21 protein-coding genes are annotated in these 25,820 nt (G+C 45.8%); 6 read left to right on the top strand and 15 right to left on the bottom strand.

Annotated features, from left to right (window positions below; all coding sequences use genetic code 11):
- Positions 1 to 59: 59 nt before the first annotated feature.
- Complete coding sequence (locus QFZ48_RS05410) at positions 60 to 1,094, bottom strand: LacI family DNA-binding transcriptional regulator (RefSeq protein ID WP_429061455.1); 1,035 nt, start codon at positions 1,092 to 1,094, stop codon at positions 60 to 62.
- Between the two features lie 352 nt (positions 1,095 to 1,446).
- Between QFZ48_RS05410 and QFZ48_RS05415 the strand changes: the two genes are divergently transcribed.
- Genes QFZ48_RS05415 through QFZ48_RS05440 form a run of 6 tightly spaced genes read left to right on the top strand, consistent with a single transcriptional unit; the run spans position 1,447 to position 11,080 of the window.
- Positions 1,447 to 2,727 (top strand): SusC/RagA family TonB-linked outer membrane protein, encoded by a 1,281-nt coding sequence (locus QFZ48_RS05415; RefSeq protein ID WP_429061457.1) that lies wholly within the window; start codon positions 1,447 to 1,449, stop codon positions 2,725 to 2,727.
- Entirely contained in the window at positions 2,612 to 4,492 is a 1,881-nt protein-coding gene (locus tag QFZ48_RS05420; RefSeq protein WP_429061458.1) for a SusC/RagA family TonB-linked outer membrane protein, read from the top strand. Before QFZ48_RS05415 ends, QFZ48_RS05420 begins: the two co-directional genes overlap by 116 nt.
- 12 nt (positions 4,493 to 4,504) lie before the next feature.
- The gene (locus QFZ48_RS05425; RefSeq protein ID WP_429045158.1) at positions 4,505 to 6,001 is read left to right on the top strand and encodes a RagB/SusD family nutrient uptake outer membrane protein; all 1,497 of its coding nucleotides are present in this window, start codon (positions 4,505 to 4,507) and stop codon (positions 5,999 to 6,001) included.
- The gene (locus QFZ48_RS05430) at positions 5,998 to 6,813 is read left to right on the top strand and encodes a sialate O-acetylesterase (RefSeq protein ID WP_429061459.1); all 816 of its coding nucleotides are present in this window, start codon (positions 5,998 to 6,000) and stop codon (positions 6,811 to 6,813) included. Before QFZ48_RS05425 ends, QFZ48_RS05430 begins: the two co-directional genes overlap by 4 nt.
- Positions 6,814 to 6,815: 2 nt before the next feature.
- Positions 6,816 to 8,801, top strand: coding sequence for a glycoside hydrolase family 2 protein (locus QFZ48_RS05435; protein WP_429061461.1), 1,986 nt, complete (start codon positions 6,816 to 6,818; stop codon positions 8,799 to 8,801).
- On the top strand, positions 8,801 to 11,080 hold the full coding sequence (locus QFZ48_RS05440; RefSeq protein WP_429061463.1) for an FAD-dependent oxidoreductase: 2,280 nt from the start codon (positions 8,801 to 8,803) through the stop codon (positions 11,078 to 11,080). Before QFZ48_RS05435 ends, QFZ48_RS05440 begins: the two co-directional genes overlap by 1 nt.
- Positions 11,081 to 11,151: 71 nt before the next feature.
- Here QFZ48_RS05440 and QFZ48_RS05445 read toward each other — a convergent pair whose 3' ends face one another.
- The 14 genes from QFZ48_RS05445 to QFZ48_RS05510 form a co-directional block, all read right to left on the bottom strand.
- Positions 11,152 to 12,333 (bottom strand): redoxin domain-containing protein, encoded by a 1,182-nt coding sequence (locus tag QFZ48_RS05445; protein ID WP_429061465.1) that lies wholly within the window; start codon positions 12,331 to 12,333, stop codon positions 11,152 to 11,154.
- Positions 12,334 to 12,374: 41 nt separating this feature from the next.
- The gene (locus QFZ48_RS05450; RefSeq protein ID WP_429045148.1) at positions 12,375 to 13,802 is read right to left on the bottom strand and encodes a PKD-like family lipoprotein; all 1,428 of its coding nucleotides are present in this window, start codon (positions 13,800 to 13,802) and stop codon (positions 12,375 to 12,377) included.
- 20 nt (positions 13,803 to 13,822) lie between these two features.
- Positions 13,823 to 14,527, bottom strand: coding sequence for a DUF4843 domain-containing protein (locus tag QFZ48_RS05455; protein WP_429061467.1), 705 nt, complete (start codon positions 14,525 to 14,527; stop codon positions 13,823 to 13,825).
- Between the two features lie 14 nt (positions 14,528 to 14,541).
- Positions 14,542 to 15,957 (bottom strand): RagB/SusD family nutrient uptake outer membrane protein, encoded by a 1,416-nt coding sequence (locus QFZ48_RS05460; protein WP_429045144.1) that lies wholly within the window; start codon positions 15,955 to 15,957, stop codon positions 14,542 to 14,544.
- Between the two features lie 10 nt (positions 15,958 to 15,967).
- Positions 15,968 to 19,468 carry a SusC/RagA family TonB-linked outer membrane protein gene (locus QFZ48_RS05465; protein WP_429061468.1) on the bottom strand — a complete coding sequence of 1,167 codons (3,501 nt, stop codon included), beginning with the start codon at positions 19,466 to 19,468 and terminating at the stop codon, positions 15,968 to 15,970.
- A gap of 136 nt (positions 19,469 to 19,604) precedes the next feature.
- A complete protein-coding gene (locus QFZ48_RS05470) occupies positions 19,605 to 20,774 on the bottom strand; it encodes a FecR family protein (protein WP_429045140.1) in 1,170 nt (389 codons plus the stop codon).
- Positions 20,775 to 20,859: 85 nt separating this feature from the next.
- Positions 20,860 to 21,480, bottom strand: coding sequence for an RNA polymerase sigma factor (locus QFZ48_RS05475; protein ID WP_429045139.1), 621 nt, complete (start codon positions 21,478 to 21,480; stop codon positions 20,860 to 20,862).
- A gap of 25 nt (positions 21,481 to 21,505) precedes the next feature.
- Positions 21,506 to 22,513 (bottom strand): nucleoside hydrolase, encoded by a 1,008-nt coding sequence (locus QFZ48_RS05480; protein ID WP_429045137.1) that lies wholly within the window; start codon positions 22,511 to 22,513, stop codon positions 21,506 to 21,508.
- 101 nt (positions 22,514 to 22,614) lie between these two features.
- A complete protein-coding gene (locus QFZ48_RS05485; RefSeq protein ID WP_429045136.1) occupies positions 22,615 to 22,953 on the bottom strand; it encodes a hypothetical protein in 339 nt (112 codons plus the stop codon).
- Positions 22,954 to 23,081: 128 nt separating this feature from the next.
- Entirely contained in the window at positions 23,082 to 23,462 is a 381-nt protein-coding gene (locus QFZ48_RS05490) for a nuclear transport factor 2 family protein (RefSeq protein ID WP_429045135.1), read from the bottom strand.
- 73 nt (positions 23,463 to 23,535) lie between these two features.
- Entirely contained in the window at positions 23,536 to 24,270 is a 735-nt protein-coding gene (locus QFZ48_RS05495) for an SDR family NAD(P)-dependent oxidoreductase (protein ID WP_429045134.1), read from the bottom strand.
- A gap of 4 nt (positions 24,271 to 24,274) precedes the next feature.
- Positions 24,275 to 24,493 (bottom strand): tautomerase family protein, encoded by a 219-nt coding sequence (locus QFZ48_RS05500; protein WP_429045132.1) that lies wholly within the window; start codon positions 24,491 to 24,493, stop codon positions 24,275 to 24,277.
- Positions 24,494 to 24,521: 28 nt separating this feature from the next.
- Complete coding sequence (locus tag QFZ48_RS05505) at positions 24,522 to 25,040, bottom strand: YceI family protein (protein ID WP_429061470.1); 519 nt, start codon at positions 25,038 to 25,040, stop codon at positions 24,522 to 24,524.
- A gap of 193 nt (positions 25,041 to 25,233) precedes the next feature.
- Positions 25,234 to 25,797, bottom strand: a complete 564-nt coding sequence (locus tag QFZ48_RS05510; RefSeq protein WP_429045128.1) for a Crp/Fnr family transcriptional regulator — start codon at positions 25,795 to 25,797, stop codon at positions 25,234 to 25,236.
- Positions 25,798 to 25,820: the final 23 nt, after the last annotated feature.

The following is a 25,820-nucleotide window of genomic DNA, read 5'->3' on the forward strand; positions in this document are numbered from 1 at the left end:
TATTTACTGCACCCAAAATACAAATTCACGGATATTGCCGGATAATTTTTTTGTTGATGTTATTGCGGGAGTCTCTTCGACGATTCCCTTACAATCAACGTTGTTTTCAACGATTTCAGCACTGGTGAGTAGTCTTCTCCCTTTTTTATAGTGTCCAGCAATATAGCTGCTGCCGACCTGCCGATATCTGCTACCGGCTGCTGAACGGTGGTGAGCGCCGGTTCAATCACTTCTGATATAGGATCGTTGCTGAAACCAACAATGCCAAGCTCGGAGGGGATATCTATTTTCCGTTTTTTGGCAACCAGCATCAGTTGAATGGCTACCGGATCGTTCACACAAAAAACAGCATCCGGCCGCTGTTTCAGGTTCAGTAACTTTTCAGCGCAATGGATGGCATCTTTTTTTGAGAGATTGCAATGGACAACCAATTCTTCTTTAAAGGGCAGGTGATATTTTTCCAGTGCATCCCGGTATCCTCTTAGCCGGTTATGTGTTATCAGTAACGCAGGCGGACCGCCTATATGTGCAATATTGCGATAGCCGTTTTTAATAAGATGCTCCACGGCTTTAAGCGCTCCCTCGTAATCATTAACAAGCACCTTGGAGGTATTCATCTCATCGCAGATCCGGTTAAAGAAAACCACGGGAATCCCATGCCGCTCAAATGCCTTAAAATGGTCGAATTTTTTGGTTTCCCTTGTCATGGAAATCAACACGCCATCAACCCGGTTTGCCAGTAGTACATTGGCATTGGCTACCTCTGTTTTATATGATTCCTGCGACTGGCAAATAATAACGTTATAGCCCGCCTCCGCAGCAACCTGTTGTGCGCCCATGATAATGGTAGGAAAAAAATACGTCAGGAACTCAGGTACGATAATACCAATGGTGTTGCTTTTACTTTTTACAAGACTTTGAGCCAGCAGGTTGGGCTGATAATCAAGCTGCCTGGCCATTTCTAATACCGCTGCTTTTGTTTGCGGATTGATATCCCCATGTTCGTGCAGTGCCCTGGATACCGTAGACTTGGATATGTTCAGTGCTTTGGCAATGTCAACGATCGTGGTCATGTGCTTTTTAAACTGCCGCATATCCACAGAATTTTCCCCGGGAAGTGTGAAATAGATATTACAATCCTTACAATAATAGCGCTGTTTCCCTCTTACAATACCAGATTTTGTGATCGTGTGTACTTGACTGCACCGGATACATTTTATCATTAAAACAGAAGAATTTTAAATTGGTCGTACTAAATAAAGTGCTTTTGCCTGTTTGTCTGCCACGCTCCCGTTACTCCGTGACTACCGGTATCGTTTGCGGTATCGTTCCCGGTAGATTCTGTTTTCCCGGAAGCTGGAAATTCTTTCATTGTTTAATATTCTTCTCTAACATTGCTTTACCACTTATGACTAATGTTTTATAAAAGTTAAAGACGCTTACGTTATGAAAAAAACAAGCTCCTTGTTTAAATCACGGGATCTTTTCAGGATCCTGCTGCTTGTACCTTTTTCCCTTTTTGCGCTGCCAACAAATGCCCAATCCGTTTTGCCAACTGTTTCAGGCAAGGTAGCGGATGAGAATGGGCAGGCATTGCCGGGCGCCACTGTTGCGGTAAAAGGTACATCAAAAGGAACGGTCACCAGCAGCACCGGCACGTTTACATTAAAAGAGGTAACCTCCAACGCCACCATTACCGTTTCGTTCCAGGGGTATGTAAATACCGCTATTGCAGTCCGCGGCCAGTCATACCTGACAGTGATCTTAAAACCTGATATTAGTAAACTAAGCGATGTAGTGGTGGTTGGCTATGGCACTCAACGCAAAGCGGCATCTACAGGGTCCATCGCATCCGTTAAAGCGGCGGATATTACGCAAACACCTGTTACGAATGTGGCCCAGGGCCTGGCTGCCCGGGTACCCGGCGTACAAATTACACAAAATAATGCGGCCCCGGGAGGTAATATCAGCGTACGTATACGCGGTACCAATTCCATCAACGGCTCCTCTGAGCCACTCTATATTGTTGACGGTATCCAGATCTCCAACAGCGGCGGCGTAAATGATGTAAGCCCTTTATCCACCATCAATCCAAATGATATTGAATCGGTGGAAATATTAAAAGATGCATCCTCCACTGCGATTTACGGGGCCAGGGGCGCCAACGGCGTAGTGCTCATCAGCACCAAACGAGGGAAGAGCGGCGTTACGCGGGTGCAGCTGGATGTTTACCAGGGCGTACAAAACATTACCAAAGAACTCTCAATGCTCAACGCAACACAGTTTGCTCAACTTGAAAATGACGTTTATAATTCCCCGATATACACCGACCCGTCTTCCCTGGGAAAGGGAACCGACTGGCAGGATGTTGTTTACCGCAGGGCCAGCATACAAAACTACCAGGCATCCGTAAGCGGTGGTTCGGAGAAAACACAGTTCTCTTTATCCGGCAACTTCTTCAATCAGGAAGGTATTATTATTTCTTCGGATTTCAAGCGCTATTCTTTAAGGGCAACGCTGGATCATAATATCAGCAAACGCTTTAAAGTGGGCACAAGCCTGGTTAGCAGCTACACCATCAACAATAACATTCCAACGGGTATAAATAATATTGACGGGGGCACTAGTAACCCAAAGCATTATAGGCGCCACCCTTGGCGCACCCCCTACCCTGGTGCCTTACAGGGAAGACGGCAGCATTTATCCTTTTGCGGACCAGTTCAATAGCCGTTACCGGGAAATTGCCAACCCGGTTGGGCTGGTGACCATCCTTAACCGCAATACCATTAAACGCACGCTCTCCAATGTATATGCGGAGGCACAGATCATCGACGGGTTAAGCTACCGGGCCTCCTTCAATGCAGATATTGGCAGCACGCTGAACGATTATTATTCCCCCATTAGTATTCTTGGTAAAGCCGAAGTTAATGCCAATTCAGGTGTTGCTTCCAAAGGAAACATCAACACTACCAACTGGTTGCATGAAAGCATTCTTACCTATAATCGCCTCTTTGGAGACCATTCGCTCAAGTTCACGGGTGTGTATGCGATTCAAAGTAATTTATATAACGACAATATCATCAATGCAAACGGCTTTCCGAATGATGCCACCAGCAATGAAGCCGTTCAGCTGGCGGTAAACAGAACAGTACTCAGCAGCCGTACCAAAGAAGCACTCAATTCGTACATGGGCCGTATTAACTATGGCTACGCCAATAAATACTTCCTCGACATCACTGCCCGTTATGACGGCGCCTCCAAGTTCGGAGAAAACCACAAATGGGGTTTCTTCCCGGCCATAGCCGGCGCCTGGCGGATCATTGAAGAACCTTTCCTGAAAAACAGCCATTTGTTCAGCGATCTGAAATTAAGGGCCAGCTACGGCCGTACAGGAAACGCCGGAGCCATTGCACCCTACCAGTCATTGTCACTTGAAAATTCCGGAAGTAATTACCAGTTCAATCATATCTATACAGTAGGTATCAGCCCAACAGGTATTCCCAATGCTGACCTGCGGTGGGAGAAATCAACCCAGGCCAATGCGGGTCTTGACATCGGGCTATTCCAGGACAGGCTGACCATTGTGGTGGATTATTATAATAAGGAAACAAAGGACCTGCTGTTTGTGAAGAACTTACCACTTTCTTCGGGGTATAACGCCATCACCGGCAACTTTGCCAGCATCCGGAACAAAGGAGTGGAAATTGCCGCCGATGCCAGGCTGTTTACCGGGAAATTCAAATGGAACGTCAATGCAAATGTTTCTGTAAACCGCAACCAGCTTTTAAGCCTGGAGGGTGGTACAAATGAATACGTGCTGAGTCCCTACAGTGTGCTCAAGGTAGGGCAGCCGCTTGGCATCTTCAAAACCTATGTATTTAACGGCATTTATCAAACCGGCGAAACCGTGATACCAGGCAGCGGGAGCAGAACAGGCGGTGTAAAAGTAGCGGATCTGGACAAAGACGGGCAAATTACCGGGGCGGATCAAAGGATCACCGGCGATGCAAACCCTTCCTATATTTTCGGATTTTCTTCCAACTTCAGTTATGGCCATTTCGACCTGTCCTTCTTTCTTTCAGGCGTGCAGGGCAACAAGATCTTTAACCTCAGCCGCTACACTTTTGAAAACGGTTTGGGTGGAAGAAATGTGTTGTCGGGCATGGTGGACCGGTGGTCGCCCACAAACCCCGGCAATGAATATGCGAGCGGCTTCCAGGGAGGCAGAATACCGGTATCGGACCGTTTTGTAGAAGATGGCTCCTATATACGCATGAAAAATATCACCCTTGGTTATAAACTTCCTGCTGTAAAATATATCAGCAACGCAAGGCTGTATGTTAGCTGCAACAATCTTTTCGCCATCACCAACTATAGTGGCTATGATCCCGAAGTAAATTCCTTTGGCGGTTCAAACACACAGATCGGGGTTGACAATCTCGTTTATCCCATGGCAAAGTCCTTCATCGTTGGCTTACAGGTTGGTCTCTAAAAAATGATATTTATGCAAACAAAGAAGAATATACAATTCCTGCTTGCCGGTTTATTACTGATGCTTGTGCAAACATCCTGCAATAAGCTCACAGAAAGCCCTTACTCTTCCATTTTTACTGATAACTTCTATAAGACGGCATCAGATGCAGAAGCAGCGTTGACAGCAGTTTATGGGCCACTTGGCGGTATATATGGCACCGCCGGCACCGGGGCATCAGACTTCAGCGCAGACCAGATCTATCCCCGGCCCGTAGTAGGCAGGGATACCTACACGCTTTTCAGTTATGATCCAAACTATACTACTCAAAAAAGTTTTAACAGGCAGTTTGAATCTCCTCAGCAAATCTGGCAATCCTGCTATCAGGGTATTGAAAAAGCAAATTGGGTTTTGCTGCGCGTACCCGACACCAATATGGATACGGCAAGAAGATCAGTTATTCTGGGAGAAGCATATTATATGCGCGCCTTTTATTTATGGATGCTTACCAAGAACTTTCGTGATATAGTGGTTAAAACAACACCCAGCACTAATATTGATACTGCTATCATTGGCAAAACCATGCAGGCCGATGTCTTTAAACAGATATACCAGGACCTTGAGCAGGCCGTTGCCAAACTGCCTTCCTATTCTGCCAGTATCCAGAAAGGCAGGCCTTCAAAAGAAGTAGCGCTGGCACTGTACGCAAAAACAGCGTTGTATGCACAGGACTGGCCAACCGCACTGGATAAAGCAAAGCAGGTGTTGAATTCCGGCAAATACAACCTGATGCCAGACGTGTTGGATGTTTATAACGTTACCAAGGAGGACGCCGCCAGGCAGGAAAACATGTGGGCGCTTGAATGTGAAAGCACTTCGCCGGGTATTTCTACACAGATTATCAGCTTGTTTGGCCCTAAGAACAGCGACGGGCCACAATATGCTGCCTCCACTTTTGGTTCTGCATTTGCCTACCAATCTTTCTTTAACTCATTTAACCCGGCAGACCGCAGGCGGTTGTTGCTGGATACCAATTATATCAACAGGCAGGGAAAGGTAGTGGCACAGAAAGATATTACACCTATCACGCCACAAGGCGTACTGGTTAAAAAATATATGGACCCGAACTCTATTGGTGGAAATGGGGCTGTTAACATCCCTATTCTGCGCCTCGCAGATGTTTACCTGATTGCTGCAGAAGCATCGGCACAGCAAAACGGTCCATCCAGTGAGGCATATGGCTATATTAATACCGTCAGGAGCAGGGCCGGCCTTCCCGGTTTAACCACCGGATTGGGCAAGGCACCGTTTGTTGATTCTGTACTGCAGGAACGCAGCTGGGAACTCTTTGGAGAAGGCGACCGCTGGTATGACCTGACCAGGACCAATACTTTTTTACAGGTAATTCCAAAAGCAGTAAATAATGTATTCCCTGTCCGGACACCACAGGCAAAAAACCGTTACTTTCCCATCCCGCTGGATGAGATCAATGCGAACCCGAAACTCGAACAAAATCCTGATTGGAAATGAGATGGATAATAACCGCTGTTTGTTTTCTTACTTTACAGCCTGCATGGGCACAGCATAAAACGCTATTCCTGGCTGCCGGTCAAAGTAATGCCGTTGGCCAGGGAGACAGCACCGCTTCGGTACACTGCACCGCCGGAACTGCTTTTGAATATCGGTTCTCGGGAGATACCCTGCTTGCTTTAAAAGATCCTGCCGGGCATCGTGAACTACAGTTTGAAAAAGCTAACAGCGGCAGCGCGTGGCCGGCTTTCGCAAAAGCCTACCACAACCTCACAGGAAGCCAGGTGGTGATTGTGCCGGCGGCAAGGGGCGGAAGCTCCTGCCACTATAAAGCGGAATTAAATAATTACGGCACCTGGGATAACAGGGGCAGACTGCCTTTGTTCGACAGCGCCATTGTAAAGGCCAGGGCTGCTGCCCGCAAAACAGGCTTACCGGTTACCGGAATATTATGGTGCCAGGGAGAACGGGATGCCAATGCCATTAATGCACAACAGCTTTCTCCGGATGAATACGAGCAACAGCTGACATGGCTGATCAATCAATTCAAAGCGGCGCTTGGTAACCAGGTCAACTTCTATATGATACAAACCGGCCATTACCTCAACCATCCGGCTAAGGGTTTTGATATCGTACGTAAGGCACAGGAAAATGTTGCCCGAAAAATGAAGCATGTATTCATTGTGTACCCTCAAACAGACAGCTTTAAAGAAAAAGGATGGATGAAGGATGAGATACACTATAATCAAACCGCATTAAATAACATCGGAGCAGCAGTTGCAAAACAGGTTGCACTTAAAGGAAAAAAGTAAACATGAAAGGAATATTATTTTGTTTGTTACTGGTCATTCCATTCTTACTCTTTGGACAACGCCGTACTGATAACAGCTTAAACAGTGAATGGAAGTTTGCCGCAGACCCCATAAAAGTGGGGGAAAAAGAACGTTGGCAGGATACATCATTTGCAACCGGCAGCTTTGATAAAGTAAAAGTGCCGCATTGTTTTTCTACAGATACCCGGTACTTCTTTTACACCGGCACGGCATGGTATTTTAAGCAATTTGAAGCCGCTGCACCGGGCGACAACCACGTGTTCCTGAAATTTGACGCCGTTTTCTATAAAACAAAAATATGGCTGAACGGCACACTGGTGGGTACCCACGAAGGCGGCTATACGCCGTTTGAGTTTGACATCACAACGTTGCTTAAAAACAGGAATACGCTGGCAGTACAAGTGGATAATTCCTGGGATACCACCACCATTCCCGGCGCTAAAACCCCTGTTCCCTATTCAGCCGCCAATCACCGCCAGTTTTATCCATGGATCAATTACGGCGGCATTACCAGGCCGGTACATCTTGTTACACGGCCTGCTACATATATCAGCAACAGTAAAATCATTGCCATCCCTGATCTGAATAAGGGAGATGCAACTATCAGGATAAAAGCATTTATCAGGAACAACAGTGCAACCGCCATTACCTCCGCAGTGAATGCCGGTGTTTACCGTAATGGGGGCAAAAGCAGTATCCGCTTTAAACCGCAGCAGGTAAAGGTGGAACCAGACAGCGTTATTTCCGTGGAGATGACCGGCACCCTGCCCGCATCGGAAGTGGCTTTATGGAGCCCCGACGCCCCTGCATTGTATAGTGCAGCCATTGTTTCCGGTAAGGATACCGTTGAAACAACATTTGGCATCCGGAAAATTGAAGTGAGTGGCACAAAACTGCTGTTAAATGGTGAACCCATAAAAATGGGCGGGTGTAACAGGCCGCTGGATTATCCCGGCTATGGCTCCATGGATCCCAACGAAGTACTGGAAAAGGACCTGACGATGATCAAAAGCGGTGGTATGGAGCTTTCCCGTATTAGTCACTACCCGGTACCGGAAACCATGCTGGAATGGGCGGACAAACACGGCCTTCTCATTATTGTAGAAGCGGGCAACTGGCAAATGACACCCAAACAAATGAACGATCCCCTGATGCGCAATAAGTTCCGGTCGCAGATGAGGGAAATGATGGAGCGTGACTGGAATCATCCCAGCGTCATCGCTTATAGTGTAGGCAACGAATTCCAGTCACAAACGGAAGAAGGCAAAGCCTGGGTACGTGATATGAGCAGTTATGTAAAATCACTGGATGACTCACGCCTTATCACCTTCTCCACTATGCTCCTGGGACGTGAGGATATCAGGAAACCCGAAGATGAAGCATCGCAATACGTTGACTTTGTGAGCGCAAATATTTATGGTAATCATTTAAAAGTGCTGCAGCATATACATGCGCTGTATCCTTCAAAACCTGTTTATGTGAGTGAATTTGGCGTAAGAACAGATGCCGTTGGATCTGAAGAAGAGCGGATTGCCTATCTCAAAAAAGCGATGCAGGATTTCCGGCAATGTGATTATTTAATAGGCGCCTCCGTGTGGACCTTCAATGATTATTTCAGCCGCTTCCCCGGCACCAATGCAAACGGATACCGGCCGTGGGGGCTGGTAGCGCCAGACAGGACGCTGAGAGGCATGTACACGGCGTGGCAGGAAGAATTTTCTCCGGCAACCATTGAGCTTGTTAATAAAACTGCGGGGCAGGCAGGCATCCGTATTACCGCAAGAAAAGATTTCCCCTCATACACGATGAAAGGTTACCAGTTAAAATGTAACGGAACCTATATACCTGTAAAAACCCTGCATCCCGGCGAGAGCGTGGTGCTTAATGTTGACCTGGCCGGGGAAACAGCCGATGTTGCGCTGATAAAACCAGGCGGTTTTACGATCATCCAAAAAACCCTTAAATAATGATAAGATCAGAAAGCGCGGATAAACGTACATTCCCACTTGTAAAACTAAAGGCCGATCTGATCGTAACGGGCGGCGGACTGTCCGGTGTTTGTTGTGCTGTTACCGCTGCAAGGCATGGGCTGCAAGTAGTGCTTGTACAGGACAGGAGCGTGCTGGGTGGTAATGCAAGCAGTGAAATCCGTTTATGGATCCTGGGGGCCACCTCTCACATGGGCAACAACAATCGCTGGGCAAGGGAAGGCGGCATTGTAGACGAGATACTGGTGGAAAACATGTACCGGAACCCGGAAGGTAACCCGGTGATCCTGGATGCGATATTACTCGACAAAGTAACCAGTGAACCCAGTATAACATTGTTGCTGAATACTGCCGTTTATCATGTAGAGAAACAGGACAGTACAACTATCTCCTCATTAAAAGCTTATTGTAGTCAGAATCAAACGGAATACGATTTAACGGCGCCGCTGTTCTGTGATGCCTCCGGCGATGGTGTAGTTGGTTTCCTCTCCGGTGCGGCATTCAGGATGGGCGCAGAGCCTAAAGAAGAATTTAATGAACTGTTTGCACCAACAAAAACCTATGGCGAACTACTTGGCCATTCGCTTTATTTTTATTCAAAAGACACCGGCAAACCCGTAAACTTTATTCCTCCCTCCTTTGCCCTCAACGATATTACACAGATACCCAGGTTCCGGAGCTTTAACTCGCAGGAGTACGGCTGTAAACTATGGTGGATCGAATACGGCGGACGTATGGATACCGTACACGACACAGAGAAAATAAAATGGGAGCTCTGGAAAATAGTATATGGCGTATGGAACTACATCAAGAACTCAGGCAATTTTCCAGAAGCAGACACTTTAACCCTCGAATGGGTAGGTATGATCCCTGGCAAGAGAGAGAGCCGCAGATTTGAAGGCGATTATATTTTAAAACAGCAGGATGTTGTAGAACAACGCCTGCATGATGATGCCGTAGCTTTTGGTGGCTGGAGCCTCGACCTCCATCCCTCGGACGGTATTTACACTTCCGGACCTGGTTGCAACCAGTGGCACAGCAAAGGCATTTATCAGATACCTTTCCGCAGTCTTTATTCCAGGAATATCCACAACCTTTTGCTGGCAGGCCGTATTATCAGCGCATCGCACGTGGCATTTGGCTCAAGCCGCGTAATGGCCACCAGCGCATATGTTTCGCAGGCATCGGCCATGGCGGCAGTGCTTTGTACCTCGCTGGGATGCACGCCTGCTTCCCTCTATAATAATGGCAGCATTCCGAAACTGCAGCAATTACTGCTGCGCAGCGGACAATATATTCCGGGTGTGCTGTCAAAAGATGAAGAGGATATTGTACAACAGGCAGCTATTACAGCCAGCAGTGAACTGTTGCTTTCGGGACTGGAAGAAGATAGGACGCCGCTACCGCTTGATGTTTCCGTAGCGCAAATGATTCCGGTAAACGCAGGAAAACTGCCGGCCTTTCAGCTGCATGCGTACAGCGACGAAACAACTACCCTGCATGCTGAAATAAGAACCTGCTCCCGCACAGGCAGTTATACGCCGGATACTTCCATTGCTGCTTTTGAGTTCGCCATTCAGCCCGGCAGGAATTGCATACAGCTGATATCCGGTGCTACCGTTGAACAAACGCAGTATGTATTTGTTATGCTTCACAAAAACCCGCTGGTAAAGATCAGCAGGTCAGATAAAAGGATCACCGGTATCCTGTCTGTTTTTAATACGGTTAATCCCGCTGTCTCCAATTATGGCAAACAAGAGGCGCCTGACGGCATCGGCATAGACAGCTTTGAGTTTTGGTGCGCCCAGCGCAGACCGGCAGGACAAAATATTGCGCTCCGGTTTGACACCCCTTTGCAGTCATTTGGCCCTGCCAATATAGGCAATGGCTTTGCAAGGCCTACCACACAACCCAATGCGTGGGTGGCCGATCCTAATGACACAGATCCTACGCTGACCCTGACCTGGAAAGCGCCCAAGCATATTAAAAAATTGATCCTTTCCTTTGATACAGACTTTGATCACCCGATGGAATCTGTGCTGATGTCGCACCCGGAAAATGTGATGCCGTTTTGCGTCCGCAACTATGCCATCTTTGATGAAAATGGTCGCAAGGTGTATGAAAAAAAGGATAACTACCAGACAAGGAACGAGATTGATTTTCCCGACGCCATTGTCACTTCAAGCCTTACCATCAAAACCACGCATCCTTCGGCCAGCACACCCGCAGCAATCTTTGAAATACGTTGCTTTGAATAAGGTGTTCTGATGTGCGGATGATTACCTGTGAGAAAAGTTTCTTTTCTCACAGGTAATTTTTTATATCATTTTCAATTAAAAATCTTCTCCAACTCTTTATATAACTGCTCTCCACGTAAACTCTTAGCTATAATTTTTCCACTGGGGTCAATCAGGAAATTTTCCGGAATTGACTGGATCATATATTTGCTCCCGGCTTCATTCTTCCAGCCCTTCAAATCGGAAACCTGTAACCAGGGTAACTTGTCTGCCTTCACCGCCTTCAACCACGCTGCCCGGTTCTCATCCAATGATACGGATAATATTTCAAGGCCTTTTTTATTAAAAGTGTTGTAAGCTTTGAGCACATTAGGATTTTCAGCACGGCAGGGGCCACACCAGGACGCCCAGAAATCCAATAGTACATATTTGCCGGCATAATCGGACAGTTTAACGATCTTGCCATCAACACCGGGTTGATTGAACTCAATGGCCTGCTTACCGGGCCCTATTTGTAACCGCTTTCTTTGATCAGCTATAGCACTGATAATATTTTTTGCCATGAAAGATGATTGAAGTTGTTTATCGAACTGCTTCAATTCATTCTCCAGTCCCGTCAGCCCACTTTCTTCGCGGGGTATGTAGTCACTTAAAAGGTACAGATTAACAAAGCTGGCAGGATGTGTACTTGTGTATGCTCTCATATAATCAGTATACTTTTCCATCGCTGTTGTTCCTTCCTTTTCGAGGGCGGCAAGTTTCGCTGTATCATTTTTTTTCATGGCTATTTCATATTGCTTTCTTATTTCAGTTCTTCCTGAAATGTTGTTCGCATTTTCAAATAACCCGGTATATTCATCCTGCACTGCAGATCCTTTTATTTGCGGATCCTTTACTGAATTTTCATCCCAGCTGTATTTGCCGGTAACGGAGATATTTGAATTTTCAAGAAACATCGCCAGGATAACAGGGGAATTACGTTCTCCGGGCATACAGAAAATATAGGCCATGGAAGGTTCATCAACATTTCCCGTGAAAACAAAACGGCCATCAGTTAGTTTGGCGGAATCCGTTGTGTAGGCGCCGTTACGCACTATTCCTGAAAGGTAAATATATCCTGCTGTAAAGTTCTTCCCTTTAGCATACCCGGCCTTACTCACCAGGCCTTCAATATTACCGGTTAAGGTATACTGTGCATTCTTCACCTGCTGTCCGGATACGGTCAGAGAAAATAATATTAAACCAAGGAAAAAAAATAGTCTATTGCTGTTCATACTTCTGGTAAATAATAGTAAATAAAAAATTATTGCTTATCTCAGTTAGCTGATCTATAACTGAGATTTATAATCTCACCAAACCCGGTGAACTTCTTAACATAGGTGTGATTGATAATATCTCCCAGGTTATCCAGGTCGAAATAATATACTTCCCCCGCGGTTCCTGTGTTAGTTGCCGCCACAATTCTCTTACTGGTAAGGGACAACATTTTCAGGTCTTTTATTTTTACGCCATCGGGAAACGTGTATACCATTTTCGAAGAATTCGCCAGTATATCATAGAGATAAATTTTATTATCTGCGGCATAATAAAGATGCTTTACAACACCGGAAGCAGCAAAAGCAGTAGCTTTCTCTATATCCGGACTATTGCCGATCTGCTGGTTTAATGCCGGGGTTGCCCCGTTAAGCGAGTACACGTAACGGATACCGGCATCATCCTGCATAATAAAGTAGATTTCATCAGATGAAATGACAGACTGCGTTCCATAGCTCCAGCCAATCATCTTCTTTCCAACATCAGCCATATTGAAACCAGCGCCCGGAGTCGCAGATACAGGACTTAACATTCTGCCGCCCAGCGGAACAGACATAAATCGCCTGTACTTATTATCATAGAATAAAGTGACAGAAGTGGCGGAGTTTATCACAACCGGGAAAAGGGTATAATCACCTGTTAATCTTTCAGAATAAGGCTTCAACACATCCTGTGGATAAAACACAGGTCCGATGCCGGCATACAGTCCTCCGTCAGCAACAATATACTGATCGTAAGGTATTTTATTCATGGCATACGCGCATGAAGCAGTAAATTGCTTCGGCTCCGGAAAAATATCTGCTGTAGTACCATTCTGAATAAAATCGTCGGCATTAAACCTGTAAACACCCTGGTCGGTAAAAAACATCACCAGCGCAAGATTTGCATAAATACTGGTAATACCGGCACTGACCCCCACGGCCTTTCCAGGGTAAGTGGTCTTGTTCACATCTTCTGCCGGAGAAAAAAACACGGAATCGTTTGCCCGGATAAAAGACAACCGCGCCTTCCCGTCCTGGTTTGCAGCCACCAGCCACCCCTCATAAAATGCTCCGTTTACAGTAAGCGGATACAACATAAAAGAAGATATACCTGTCTTCACACTTGTTACAGTATATATCAGGTCATATGACCCTGGTGACAGTTTAACTGCCACTTTCAGGTCCTTTTTATCAGATAATATCACGGCATCTTCCCCTACCATATAGGCTTTCCACTCATAAGTATAACTATCTCCTGAAGGCATGGACTCTGTCAGTTGTGTTTGAATACTGAGTGTATCCAGTTGTGTTATCACAAATGAAGAATCAGCTGTTTTGATCGAAACCGTATTTAGTTTATCATAGACAAACCGCTGATTATCCTTCTGACAGGAAGCCCAGGCCAGCGCCAATATTGCGAGGAATGCTCTGAATATATAATTACGCATGAATTTAATTTTGAGTTGAACTAAAAGGTGACCTCGTTACCGGATTCATCTATCATTGGCCCATTGACGGCTTCATATTCAGCAAGGGCATTTTGTAATTTAACCGGCAAATTGTAGTAACCATCCACGCCGATTGCATCGTAAGAAAAATCAGAAAGGCCGGTAACCTGCACCATAAACCTGAACTTACGCTCACTGAATGCTCCGAATGCACTCTCCACGTCGTCCCAATAAGAAGGTTTAATGATCTTGTTACTCACGTCAATGATAATTTTTTCGAGGCTGGTTGTTCCTCCGATCTCACGCCCTGTAGCGCCTACCTGGAAATCTTTACCCGGTGCAACCTGGGCAACAAGCCGGAAAGTGGTGGTAGTCATCTCCGGTGAATTCAACAGTACCACAGGATACAGCACCGTTAAAGCGCCGGCCGGCAACGTAATTTCCGGTAGCTCATAATCTTTACCCTGTCTGGCCGTTGACCCCGCGCCCGCTGTTACGGAAATAACCCGGGGATAGTCAGCTGCAGCACCTACCACACGCATTTTAAGAAAAACGGTATCCCTGTTTTTGGGAACCGGGGAATACGCAAAAGAATAATTGAGGCTGTCTACTTCATACTCATCTACATAAAATGTAATCCCGTCGGGACCTTTATAGGTTGATACATTCTCCTTTTTACAGGCTGCCATCAGAAACAATATGCTGAGAAATAACAGGTACTTCATAAAAACGGGCTTTATCAGTTGTAGTTAGGATTAAATTCCAGTTCAGACGCGGGTATAGGAAGCACATACTTACTAAGCGGAATCTCAGCAGTCATAAACAGCATTTTGGTTACCTTTTTCCGTTTATAGTAAAAGAATAGCTGCCCTTCCGCGTAAAACTCTTTCTGATATTCTTTAGTGATTTCTTTCTCCAGTGTTTGCAGGGTAATGGTACCCGCCTGAAGCTCAGGCAGCGCCCTGTTTCTCCGCACTTCATTCAGATATCCGGCGCCTTCTTCCGGTGTTACAGCCGCTTCTGCCATGATATAGTACATTTCAGATAAACGAATGGCGGGTACATGCTGATCCAATCTGTTTGAATCCAGTGTATTAAACTGATATGTCTGCCAGAATTTAGAAGGAAAGGGGACGCCTCCGTCCTGTTCAATACGGTAAAGAAATCTGAAATCAGTGGCCCCGCCTGCTGCAGTTTCATAAAGTGTATTAAAGTTGGCGGCACTTCTTGTCAGCTTTATGTTGGCGCTTCCGTTAAAGCGGAAATATTGTTGTTCTGCCCAGTTCTTTATATTGCGCACACGGATACAAAATATCTCTTCATCAATGTAAAGACGATCCCGGTAACCTGCAGTGGATGAAGCGGCATAAGGGGTTACAAACGGGAATTTACCGGAGGTCACCACCACGGAAGCCGCCTGGAAAGCTCCCTGTTTGTCTCCTGCGTAAATACGGATCCTTGCCTCCAGGGCCTTTACAGCAAAATAATTCATCCTGATACGCCTGTTCTGTGAACCCGTTAAAATGGGATCAGCATCTTTCATCAGATCTGCTGCCTCGCTAAGATCTGCGAGTGCCAGTGTCACTACTTCTGATGTAATGGAAGGTATTTTTGCGTATTGGTCAGCAGTAGTTTTATAGGGGATGGCCTTCATCGCTGCGCCTGCGGTATACTCAGGACCAAACATCCGCAATACTTCAAAGTGAAGGAATGCCCTGAGTGCAAGGGCCTCTCCTCGTATAAGTGCATAGCTGTTGGCAGAGAGAACATCTTTTCTTTTTTCAGTGTTGACAATGATCTTATTTATACCGGCGATGGCAGCATATGCCGTATCCCAGATATTGTTGGTATATCCAATTACCTCTGCAGATGCAAAGTTCAATGCCCGTGTTTGAACAAATGGGGCGCCGGCTCCGGATACTGCGTAGTTTTGTGCCAGTGCCGACACAAATCCCATTGACAGGTTATCACCATATAATGCCCGGCTGGCCAGCTGGGAATATACGCCGGTAAGCGCCTGTTGAAAACCAATTTCAGAGGCGAACAGCTGATCTTCCGAAATAACGGATTTAGGCTTTACGTCCAGGAATTTTTTACAGCTGCTGAACCCCAAAGATGCGACCAGGCATATTATTATAGTCAAGCTCTTTTTCATATTCATAATTTTAAAAACCGGCTCTGAGTGAAAGGGAATAGGTACGGGCAAATGGATTGCTGGTACCACGTTCTATCTGAATACTACTTGCACGGAAAAAGTCATTGGTGATGGCTGTCACCTGTAAACTCCGCATGCCAATTCTTTTTATGAACGGACTCCTGTAAAAGTTATATCCGAAGGAAGCCGAACTAAGCGTCAGGTTGTTATCATTTTGAACAAAACGGGAGGTCAGGCGGGTGGGTTGGGTGGAAACACCGATACGGGTATATGGACTTACATCTCCCGGCCCGGACCAGCCGAGATCATATGCCCTGCGGTCTACGTTAAACGAGGGATCCACAGATTCAACCCGGTCTATCAGTGTCTGATTATAGACCTGGCCACCGCATTGATAATTGAAGATCAGGTTGACCTCAAAGCCCTTCAGCATAAAGTTGGTGCCGAAATTACCATTCCATTTAGGCTGACTAATGCCTACCGGTACTTTATCTGCTGCATCCCAGGTGAAAGTTCTTTTTCCGTCTTTTGTAAGATAGACTTCCGAACCGGTTGCCGGGTCTACACCCAGCGAACGAACCGCATAAATGGTATTAATAGATTCTCCTTCTTCAAACTGTACATTGGGAGTGACCTGATCAGTATTAGCCCCATTGAGTTTGTTATTGGAAGCCTTCAATTTATTGGATAACTCTTTCAGGATATTTTTATTGGTGAACCCGTTTACATTCACTGACCATAAAAGCCCCTTAGCGCTCTTCTCCAGGATTTTATACCGTACAGAGAATTCGAGTCCTGTATTCTGTATCTGACCTAAGTTTTCTGCATAACTGCTGAAACCTGTGGAGGGGGCAAGGGTGATCTGCGTCAGCGAGTTTTTGGTATTTTCACGATACAGGTCCAGCCGGAAATCCAGTTTCTCTCTTAATAATACGGCATCCATACCAACATTCGCCTTATACACATTCTGCCAGCTCAGGAACTCGTTGCCCAAGCCGATGAGGACTGCTCCCAGTTCTCCAAAATAGCTGGTATTCACACCAAAGTTATACCGGGATTGGGCGCTGTAAGCCGGAATATTAAGTGACCCGGTAGAACCATAACTGGCCCTCAGTTTAAGCCTGTTCACCAGGCTGCTTTTATTGAAAAATGCTTCATTATGGATATTCCAGCCAATACCGGCCGACCAGAATGTTCCAAATTTCTTTTCCGTTCCATATTGTGATGACCCGTCCCGGCGGGCGGAAACATCGGCCAGGAATCGGTTGTCATAACTATAACTTCCGCTGTACACCACACCCACTCTCCTGATGGTACTCTCATCACCGGTTGGTCGCCCGTTTGTTTCGTATTGTGCCGCAAACAACAGGTTATCCAGCTTATCAAAAGGAAATCCTTCCGTTACCACGGAGTAATAGTTGCTGTTGCTGTTGGAAACATTAAACCCAAGCATTGAAAACAACTGGTGAGGTCCCCGTGAGATATTGAGGTTAGCGGTGGTCAGACTCTCATAGCTAGAACTATTTTCATTTCTTACGGTATAACTTCCCTTTCTGCTGAGGTCCGTTATCTCTGCAAAACGGGAATCCTGGGCGGAATAAAACTGGTCTCCGGAGGCATTCTGCTTATTAAGACTCAGGCTTGTTTCCAGGTACAGGAATGGTACCGGCGTATAACGCATCTGGAAGTTATTGGAAATACCAAAGTACTGGTTGCTGTTTACAGAATGAAGACTCGCATCATACGCGGGATTCGTTTGCGTGTAATTAGTGTAATTGATCAGCAGATCCTCCAGCATTTGTTTTGGTTTCCCTTTCTCATCATAAGGCGCCCAATAGGGATTCATTGCTACATATTCACTGAAGTCGCCGTAAGGAGATTCGTTTGACTTATTCTGGAAGATGCGGACAGAGTTTTTGAACTGCAGTTTATTGACTACATAATTAAGATCAAACTGCCCGGAATAATTTTTCCGGTCTTGTCCTTTCATTACACCTGATTGCAGATCGGCGGAAAATTGTAATCCATAGCGGATTGATTGGTCTCCCCCCTGCAGATATAGTGAGCTGCGGTTACTGACGCCATCCTGAACCGGGATCCTGAGCCAATCGGTATTCACGCCGCTTTTCATGGCTTTGTACCTTTCATTGCGAAGCACATTCAGCTTGTGCTGAGCCTGCGCACTTGAGGAAGTATAAACGCCGGCGCGCTGTTCAAAATCAAGTTTTTCCGCAGCGTCTAAAAGATGATACACGGACAGGTCGGGGGTCGTAAACCGGAAATCATTGTTGAATGTTACCTGTATCCTGCCTGGTTTTGGTGTAACAGTAGTAACCACCATTACGCCGTTTGCCCCGCGGGACCCGTAAATGGCAGTAGCAGACGCATCTTTCAGCAAGGTGATACTATTGATCAGGTTCATGTCCAGGTCCACGATACGCTGAAGCGTTACTTCAAATCCATCAAGGATAAATAAAGGGGCATTAGGATTGGCAGAAAGCTGACCGGTGAGATTGGGAAATGAGTTCTGTCCGCGCATCTGGATTTCAGGAAGCTGGTTAATGTTGCCACCGGCCACATTATTGGGCACAATCCTGAGAGAAGGGTCAAGTGCAGATACAGCTGCGAATACATTATTGGCGCTCACCTTTTTCAGTTCTGCACCGGAAATTGTTTTCGATGCGCCGGTAAAATTATTGCCCGAACGCTGGAAAAGTCCCGTTACCACTACGCCTTCAATGCCTTTGATCAGCCTGGCCAAACGCACATTTACCATACCGGAAGACAGCATGCGAAAATTGCTTTGGGCATTGCCTTCGGTTTGATCTGGTTGCCCGTTGCCGGTAGTAATACGGACAGGATCCGACATAATAGTATTATTGGCCGACAGTCGGAGCCCCATTGGCATATAACCAATAGATGATATGACAATGCTGGCATTGTCCAGTATATTATTCAGCAGGAAACGTCCTTGTCCATCGGTGGAAGTAGCAATCGTTGTTTTCCATACCATTACTGTTGCCCCCGGCAGCGGGTTTCCGTCAATATCAGTTACCTGGCCGGAAAGAGAAGCGGCGGGGGCTGTTACCTCCTTCTTTGCCTCTAGCGGTGCCGGACCTTTCATCTGCAATGCGATGGTATTATCATCCAGCTCATAGGTGAACGGCGTTTCTTTAAGCAGCTCGTCCAGGAATTGCTTAAGCGGCATATTCTTCGCAGCAATGGTGATATTGCTGGTTTCCGTCAGCCGCTGAATTTCACGGCTCTTGAAAAAAGCGTAGAAGCCCGTCTGTTGTTCCAGCGCATTGAGTGCTTTTATCAGTGGTACTTTTTTAGCAGAAAAAGTAACCGATTGCGCCAGCCCGGATGCAGACACCTGTAGAAGAGCTCCTGTTAAAAGGAGAATGGTTAGTTTCATTACCAGCAATGTTTGGTTGATAATCTTTTTTTTCCGGACCGCCGCCATATGGCACGCGCCGAAAATGCTTAGCTGATAAGCAGTTTTTTGCATAATTTGCAGGTGTTTGGTTGATAAATTGAGCGGCACGCTCTTTAATAACTAAGCTTTATACCGGAAGTGGCTCCAATCACTTCCGGTTTTCTTTTGGTTGGCCTTTCTTTCTTACATATATACTTTTATCTGAAATTTATTTTCTTTCTGTTATTATCAGCTTACGGCCTTCTGCGAGGCGAAAACTAAGCCCTGTACCATCCATTAACCTGACTAACGTTTTCAGGCTGACCTTCCGGCTTATTTTGCCGCCAAACGGGACCTGCGAAATATGATGATCATAGGTCACCTCTATATCGTACCAGCGCTCCAGCTGTGTAGCTAATTCTTCTATAGTTACATTATTGAAATCAAAAGCACCGTTTTTCCAGGCAATAGCTTTATTGATATCTGCATGATCGGCAACGGTAATATCGCCGGCTATATTGGCTTCCTGCCCTGGTACCAGAATAGCTTCAGCCTTCCCGCTACGGATATTTACCTTACCTGTTACCAGCGTTGCTTTCACCCGTGGCTGATCGCCGTAAGCGTTGATATTAAAAGAAGTACCTAACACCAACACCTGGGTTTTATCATTCACCAATACCCTGAAGGGTTGGGATGAATTTTCCGCAACTTCAAAATAAGCCTCTCCTGTAAGCTGCACCTGGCGTTCTTTTCCCGAAAAGCGAACGGGAAAACGGAGTGAAGACTCCGCATTAATCCAAACCTTTGAACCATCCGGTAAAACAATGGAGAACTGTCTTCCCCGTGGAGTAAGAACAGTATTCAGCTCCTCTGCAACCACCTCTCCGGACGTGGCAGGTGCATAGGCCAGGCCCTCGTTGTTCAGCACTATGTCAACACCCGCCTGCGAAGCCACTGTTCCGTTGCCTGCGGTATCCAGCACTACTTTATTACCGTTTGCCAGTATCAGCACCGCGCCGGGGCGACCAGGGCTAATGTCCTGAACAGCGATCTGGTTTTCATGGACCGGCTTTGTTTTTAACCGGTTAACGGTGTACCAGCCGATAGCCAGCATAGTAAGTACGGCTGCCGCAACAGACAACCATTTCCGCCGTTCCGGCAGGAGCCTTTTCACAGGCGTTTCTGCCTCGATTTGCCGGAGTATTTCTTTCAACACCACCTGTTGCCGCGTTTCATCCCACTGCTGACCCGTTGATTCAAGTGAGCCCTGGATAGACGCTTTCACGGTTTCATCGTAAGCGCCCGTAGCTATGGCTTCTGTAAATGCTGACAACTCGCCGGCGGAAATTTCGTTCTTACGGTATTTCTCAAGTAAGGATTGGAAATAAATCTCATCCATAAACGGTTTTTAAAGCGATACAATATAAAGACGACCACCACGCTAAAAGTGGGTAGATGAATTGAAAAAAAATGGATGTTGCCTATTATTGCATCAGCAGTACCAACAAAATCATTAAAACTTCGGGGTCTTCTATATGGGCCATCACATATTGGCGAACTGCCCGGGTAGCCAATTTCAGATGGGTTCGCACTGTCTGGATGCTGATCTCCATTCTTTCTGCGATTTCGGCATGGGAAATGCCTGATTCTTTTGCCAGTTGAAATATAATACGTTGCTGCGGGGTAAGGGATTCCACCGCTTGCTTCAAAATTCCTGCGTATTCTTTGGCAGCCAGGATCTTAATAGGTGAATCGGGACCATCGTGAAGCAATTCGCCCAGCTGTAGCTGGTGATGTAGCTGGCGTGCACGCGCTTTAAATGTGTCGAAAATAATATTCCGGGCAAGTATGTACAGGTAATGTTCCGGTTTTTTTAATGTTCCCGGCTTTGTGCGGGTTTCCCACATACGCATAAAAACAAGCTGCACGATATCTTCACATAGTGACTGATCTCCTTTGGTAAAAACCATAGCGGTGTTGTATACTGCAGCACTATATTTATCATAAAAAATAGAAAACTGCCTTACATCTTCATCCGGTATCTTTTTATCACTGGCTGTATTGATATTAGAATGCTGATTGCCCAACCTTTCGCGTTTGGTCAAATTTAGAAAAAAACCGCGAATAGTGCTAATGGCTGGCGGATTGCTTTTGCATCACCATCATTGCATCAAACTTCTCTGCAATCACTTTTGGATCAATACCCTCCGCAAACTCACTGACCAGGTAATGCCGTTCATCGTTTGGCGCTAAACGCCACAAATTTGTTCCGTCTTCAAAAATGTGGTTATATCCGCGTTCTTCCAGCCTGAAATAAGGCAGGTGCCCTTTCACCGCCACATAAACCGCAATCAGGTCGGCGCTGTGGTGCCAATTCCTTTTCCAGCTTTCCAGGAACAGTTTGTAGGCATGCGCCATCGGCGTGTGTTTATATTGTTCCCTGAAAAAAATCCTCCCGGTTGGCACACTGTCAGCGAAAGCCCCGCCACCGGTGAAATATATGCGGGTGGGCCATGCTGCAACCACATGTTGGGTGGCGTGCGGATCGGATTTGAAATTTCCCCAGGGCCTTGGGTCCTGATCTGCCGGATACCTGCCTCCCATGCATACCAGGCGCTTCACTTTCTTCTTTACCAGGTCAATACCCTTCAATTCACTAAACTGATCTGCTTCCGTTTGCAGCAGTTTGGAAAGATTGGTCAGGTCGCCCACCGTCACCACCACCACGCTTGTATCCGGTTGTGACGACAGTATCTTCCGGTACAGCAACGTAGCTTCCGGCATATCTTCCCCCAGTTTAACATTGGGCTTAAATTCTTCGCAAAGCCTGCGTGCATATTTGGATTTATGATACACGCCAAATCGCTGCACAGCGCCAATAGGGATATCTGGCCTGCCGTAGTAGGTATTAATCACATCGGCTGCTCCCGGCGACCATGGATTAAGGCTGGATACCATAACCGCCAGTATCTCGGCATCCCCGAGATTGGCGAAACCATGGAGCATAGCCAGGGCGCCCACGTCATCGACGTCGGAGTCCATATCAGTATCAAAAATAATTCTTACGGGCTGCGCGAAGGTGAGATGACAGAGCAGCAGGCTAAGGATCAACAATCCGAGAGGCTTTATTTGTTTCATCTATTCAACGTGGTCAATTGGGTGATCGTTTTCAGTTTACATGGTACTTCCGTAAAACAGACGTTCAACCGGATAGTTAGGACCCATTGACAGCGAAAAAACTAGCTTAAATTTTCAACCTGGTCATGAAGCTGCTGATCCCAGATAAATTCTATATTGAACTTACCATCAGGCTCCAATCTGAAAATGGCCCTGTTCCATTTGTTTGCCCCTCTCTCAGTAGTAATACTGTGTAATTCTTTTATCCAATTCCTGATCTCCCGGGGAATTTTTCTGACAGACAGGTCAACGGTGGTACTACCAGCCTGGTAGTCGCCCGTGTAACCTACCACTCCATTGGCAACAACTTCTATATCCAATTTAGCATTTGTCCAGTTACTTTCGTCGATAGCATTAGCGATGCCTTTTGCTATGCTTAAATAAATTTCATCTGCTGTCATAATTTAATTTTAAGCTGTTCTTAAATAGTCCTGGTAATTTAACTATTTAATTACTTGCTTTAATGGAAAAATTATGCTTGATAACTTATAACAAATCTCCGCTATAATACTACCTGAACTTCTAAATTTTAGTCCGCTATATCGGTAAGCATTTTATTAACAATCATCCACCGGTTATTGATTTTATGAAACGAGAGAAATTCGTCATAATTAAACTCATACATTTTAACGTGAATTTTTGCCATCGCTATAGTATTAACAACATCAATCGAGATGATGGTTCCTTTAAAAGGTTTGCCGGAATCTTTCACACTTTGTCGGTTCTTTACACCATCCAGGTACTGATCAAGGGTTTTGGCGTATGGCTGGCCCTTTACATCTCCGAACAATAGGGTACCGGGATGGTAGATATTTTTCAGGATGCTGATGTCGCCTTCGTAAATTCCTTTGAAATAATATTCTTCCAGCGCCTGGGCAATTGCCAGGGAATCCTGTTGACTGGTTTCCATTTTCATTGAATTTTGTGCTTTTAATACCAGTAAGACGCCGGACAAAAAAGCGGTTAAAAAAAGTGTTTTCATGTTATTTCAGATGATGTCCTGCCGCCATTCCGCCGTCTACGGCGATGATGGCGCCTGTAATAAAGTTACTCTTAGCAACGGTATAAACCATTTCAGCAATATCTTCCGCTTCTCCAATGCGGTTCAGTAAATGTAATCCTGCGCTCTGACCGGCATTATCACCGTGCATAGGTGTGCGTATTACACCCGGGGCAATGGTGTTGACCCTGATGTTATCCTTGCCGAATTCGGCAGCCAGCTGCAGGGTGAGTGCGTGTATCGCCCCTTTTGATGCCAATGGCGCAGTAGATGGAGCGCCTCCCAACGCGTGGTTTACCAATGGCGTACCGATGTTGATGATCACGCCGTGGTGCTGCCGGAGCATTTGTGGAATAACCGCCTGGGTAGTGAAAAAAGTACCCTTCAGATTGGTATCAAGAAATTTGTCGAGATAAGCTTCATCCACTTCAAGAAATGGCTTTGTTTCATAAATACCGGCATTGTTTACCAATACGTCTGCCGAACCAAATTCCTCCATAGCCGTTGCCAGTATCTTCTCACCGGTACTTTTATGTTTCACATTACCGGCTACCATAGCCAGGTTTTCGCCTGCGCCTAACTCCTGGTAAACCTCTTCCAGTTTCCCGGCAGTTAAAGAATTAATTACTACATTATCTCCGTTTTTTAAAAAGTGCCGGGCTACCTCCTTGCCAATGCCCGATGAGGCGCCGGTAACTATTACTGTTTGCTTTTTCATGGCCTTATTTTTTTTCAGCGGTTATCCCTTTCTCTCTTAATACAGATACCTGTTCCCCGGCAACACCCCAGTCGTCCAGGTCATATTCCCGGATGACCACAAATGTCAGTTGCGGATCTTTATTCAGGGTGTCACTGATCAGGTCAGTGATACCTTTAATCAGGATTTGCTTTTGCTCTCTTGTAACGCCTTCACGGGTTACTTCTATTTTAACGTATGGCATGACTTAGGTTTTTATGCTAAAGCCGTTTTCAGGCGGCTTTAGCGGTTACAGTTACGTTTAGTTCAAAATCGTTATAGATTAAGGTATCTCCCAGGTCTTTAAAGAAATTACCTGAGCGGAACTTTATGCCGTACCTGGTACGGTCAATCACCAGCTTGCCGGTAGCAGTTACCTCGTCGCCGTTAATATTAACCGCCACATCAAAACCGACCGGATGCGTAATACCTTTAATGGTCAGATCACCTTCAACATGATTGCCCACCACGGAGGTGATTTCCAATGTTGCCTCCGGATATTTATCGGTAGAGAAAAAATCATCCGAAGCCAGGTGACCAAAGAACTGCGCATTTGTTGCAGGGTCTGTTACATCCAGTATTTTAATGGAGGTGGTGTCGATGACGAACTTACCACCGGCAAGTGTTCCGTCATTCAAAAGAAGTTCGCCTTCTTTAACGGCGATGGTGCCGTTGTGGGCGCCGGTTACTTTTCTGCCAACCCAATCAATGTTGCTTTGGGTGCTTATGATATAAAATTTTTTTGTTTCCATGTTTTTATGTTTTTATGTTACCCCAAAGTACGGTTGCATTTTCAACACGGCTGCGTGATCTACATCACATTTGAAGGGAGGCGTTACTTATGTGATCCAGGTCACTTTTCATTTAATCGAACCTTAATTGGGAAATAAAAAAAGCAGGTATTTAAATACCTGCTCCAGAAAAAGATATAGACTAGCTTATAGATTACAGCCTGCTGAGGGTTTCCCTTGAAACGCCCAGATATGCGGCAATGAGGTTCTTAGGAACCATGTTATAAAGTTCCGGATATAGTTTTAACAGCTCCTCGTAACGGTATTTCACATTATTGTTCATAAAGGACAACAACCGCTTTTGAGCAGCAACATATCCCCTGTTGGTCCTCCATCTGAAAAAATGCTCTACAGTATGCAGTTCGTTACATAGCTTTTCCCTGTCGCTGCTAGTAAGCGCAAGAACATCCGCATCGGTTATACAATCTACATTGATGGTGGCTTTGGTTTGATTATATAACGCATTGTAGTCAGAAGCCCACCATGTGGGCATGGCAAACTGCAGGATGAACATTTTCAGATCATCATTGATAAAAAAAGATTTTAAGCATCCTGAAATCACGAAGTATTCACAATCTACCGTATCGCCCTCGGCAATAATAGCCTGCCCTTTTTTAAAGCTCAGTGGCTTAAAATGTGAAAAGAAATAATCAAACTGCTCATCGGTTAAACTGACAAACTTCCCAATATGAGCTTTCAACGTTTCTTTAGCTTCCATAAGTGATTTTAACTAATGCTTTG

This window comes from Chitinophaga sp. W2I13 (assembly GCF_050434005.1).
Taxonomy (GTDB): domain Bacteria; phylum Bacteroidota; class Bacteroidia; order Chitinophagales; family Chitinophagaceae; genus Chitinophaga.

Excerpts from the sequence above, each read along its gene's own strand:
- QFZ48_RS05480 (WP_429045137.1), bottom strand. The coding sequence starts at position 22,513 with ATGAAACAAATAAAGCCTCTCGGATTGTTGATCCTTAGCCTGCTGCTC.
- QFZ48_RS05500 (WP_429045132.1), bottom strand. The coding sequence starts at position 24,493 with ATGCCATACGTTAAAATAGAAGTAACCCGTGAAGGCGTTACAAGAGAG.
- QFZ48_RS05425 (WP_429045158.1), top strand. The coding sequence starts at position 4,505 with ATGCAAACAAAGAAGAATATACAATTCCTGCTTGCCGGTTTATTACTG.
- QFZ48_RS05445 (WP_429061465.1), bottom strand. The coding sequence starts at position 12,333 with ATGAACAGCAATAGACTATTTTTTTTCCTTGGTTTAATATTATTTTCT.
- QFZ48_RS05430 (WP_429061459.1), top strand. The coding sequence starts at position 5,998 with ATGAGATGGATAATAACCGCTGTTTGTTTTCTTACTTTACAGCCTGCA.
- QFZ48_RS05455 (WP_429061467.1), bottom strand. The coding sequence starts at position 14,527 with ATGAAGTACCTGTTATTTCTCAGCATATTGTTTCTGATGGCAGCCTGT.
- QFZ48_RS05460 (WP_429045144.1), bottom strand. The coding sequence starts at position 15,957 with ATGAAAAAGAGCTTGACTATAATAATATGCCTGGTCGCATCTTTGGGG.
- QFZ48_RS05415 (WP_429061457.1), top strand. The coding sequence starts at position 1,447 with ATGAAAAAAACAAGCTCCTTGTTTAAATCACGGGATCTTTTCAGGATC.
- QFZ48_RS05505 (WP_429061470.1), bottom strand. The coding sequence starts at position 25,040 with ATGGAAACAAAAAAATTTTATATCATAAGCACCCAAAGCAACATTGAT.
- QFZ48_RS05485 (WP_429045136.1), bottom strand. The coding sequence starts at position 22,953 with ATGACAGCAGATGAAATTTATTTAAGCATAGCAAAAGGCATCGCTAAT.
- QFZ48_RS05410 (WP_429061455.1), bottom strand. The coding sequence starts at position 1,094 with ATGCGGCAGTTTAAAAAGCACATGACCACGATCGTTGACATTGCCAAA.
- QFZ48_RS05510 (WP_429045128.1), bottom strand. The coding sequence starts at position 25,797 with ATGGAAGCTAAAGAAACGTTGAAAGCTCATATTGGGAAGTTTGTCAGT.
- QFZ48_RS05490 (WP_429045135.1), bottom strand. The coding sequence starts at position 23,462 with ATGGAAACCAGTCAACAGGATTCCCTGGCAATTGCCCAGGCGCTGGAA.
- QFZ48_RS05440 (WP_429061463.1), top strand. The coding sequence starts at position 8,801 with ATGATAAGATCAGAAAGCGCGGATAAACGTACATTCCCACTTGTAAAA.
- QFZ48_RS05450 (WP_429045148.1), bottom strand. The coding sequence starts at position 13,802 with ATGCGTAATTATATATTCAGAGCATTCCTCGCAATATTGGCGCTGGCC.
- QFZ48_RS05465 (WP_429061468.1), bottom strand. The coding sequence starts at position 19,468 with ATGCAAAAAACTGCTTATCAGCTAAGCATTTTCGGCGCGTGCCATATG.
- QFZ48_RS05435 (WP_429061461.1), top strand. The coding sequence starts at position 6,816 with ATGAAAGGAATATTATTTTGTTTGTTACTGGTCATTCCATTCTTACTC.
- QFZ48_RS05470 (WP_429045140.1), bottom strand. The coding sequence starts at position 20,774 with ATGGATGAGATTTATTTCCAATCCTTACTTGAGAAATACCGTAAGAAC.
- QFZ48_RS05495 (WP_429045134.1), bottom strand. The coding sequence starts at position 24,270 with ATGAAAAAGCAAACAGTAATAGTTACCGGCGCCTCATCGGGCATTGGC.